Below are 987 nucleotides of genomic sequence, written 5' to 3' on the forward strand. Positions count from 1 at the left end.
CGTCTATGGGCATCTCACAACTCCATTGTATTCTTGGTCGAAAACAATAGATTAGTGAGGTGCTCTTCTTTTTTCAATCACTTTCGAAGTTGAGAGTGGGGTTATAAGGTATATATGACCATTGTTTTATGCTGCTTTACTGTTTTTGTTCGAGTACGGTCATGAGCTATCGTTTGTTAAATCTTGGCGAAAAAACAAATATATCATTACATGCTTTCAACAGAAATGCGTTGTAAGTACTAAGGTAGTCACGACCAATCATCAGTATAGTGAGTCTAAGACTAAAGTTTTTAATAGTATAAATAATTACGATGAATGGAGTACTGAAATGGCTATTTTAAATAATTATATCAAAAAAGACGAGATGCCCAAAAGCTGGCTAGTGATTGGCTTAGTTGCAGCGACGTTGGCATTGAGTGCATGTGGTAAAGATGAAGCACCTATGGAAACTGAGCCAACAGCTGACGCACAAACAGCGGTAGAAGAAGAGGCTACTGCCAGTAATGCGGATGATATTGCGATTGCTAGCGCTGATGAGGATATGGCAGTGGGTGAGAACGATGATGTTGCAGTAGCGACTGCAGATGATACAGAGATGCTAGACGGTACCGAGAGCGAAGAGCATGTCTCGACTTACTAACAGGTCTCGACTGACTAAGTAGTTATTAACAAACATGAGTTATCAACAAACATGCTTTAAACAGATAAGGTAACGCCTCGTCCGCTAAAGTGATAAAATAAGGCTCAGCGCTGTAAATGCGGTCTGGGCTTTTTTATATCAACTACTTAGTGATGCATAGTTAATGACTGATTGGCTTACTGGTTAAACACAGAGTTTGCCTTTTTACTGTGGAATAAGAGACAATATGTCACTTTTTTGCTTTGTTTGACTATATAAGCTGAGTTGCCGCTTATGTGTTATACCGCATTTTGGTGGTGTGTCAGAAAGTATGCTGAAGAAATAAAGGAGGGTGACAGCCAAAGCAA

Annotated in this window: 1 protein-coding gene; it reads left to right on the forward strand. The window is 39.6% G+C overall.

Annotated features, from left to right (window positions below; genetic code table 11):
• Positions 1-328: 328 nt before the first annotated feature.
• The gene (locus EI164_RS16365) at positions 329-640 is read left to right on the forward strand and encodes a hypothetical protein (protein WP_192521026.1); all 312 of its coding nucleotides are present in this window, start codon (positions 329-331) and stop codon (positions 638-640) included.
• Positions 641-987: the final 347 nt, after the last annotated feature.

It is taken from the genome of Psychrobacter sp. FME13, from assembly GCF_014861395.1.
GTDB lineage: Bacteria > Pseudomonadota > Gammaproteobacteria > Pseudomonadales > Moraxellaceae > Psychrobacter.

Excerpts from the sequence above, each read along its gene's own strand:
- EI164_RS16365 (WP_192521026.1), top strand. The coding sequence starts at position 329 with ATGGCTATTTTAAATAATTATATCAAAAAAGACGAGATGCCCAAAAGC.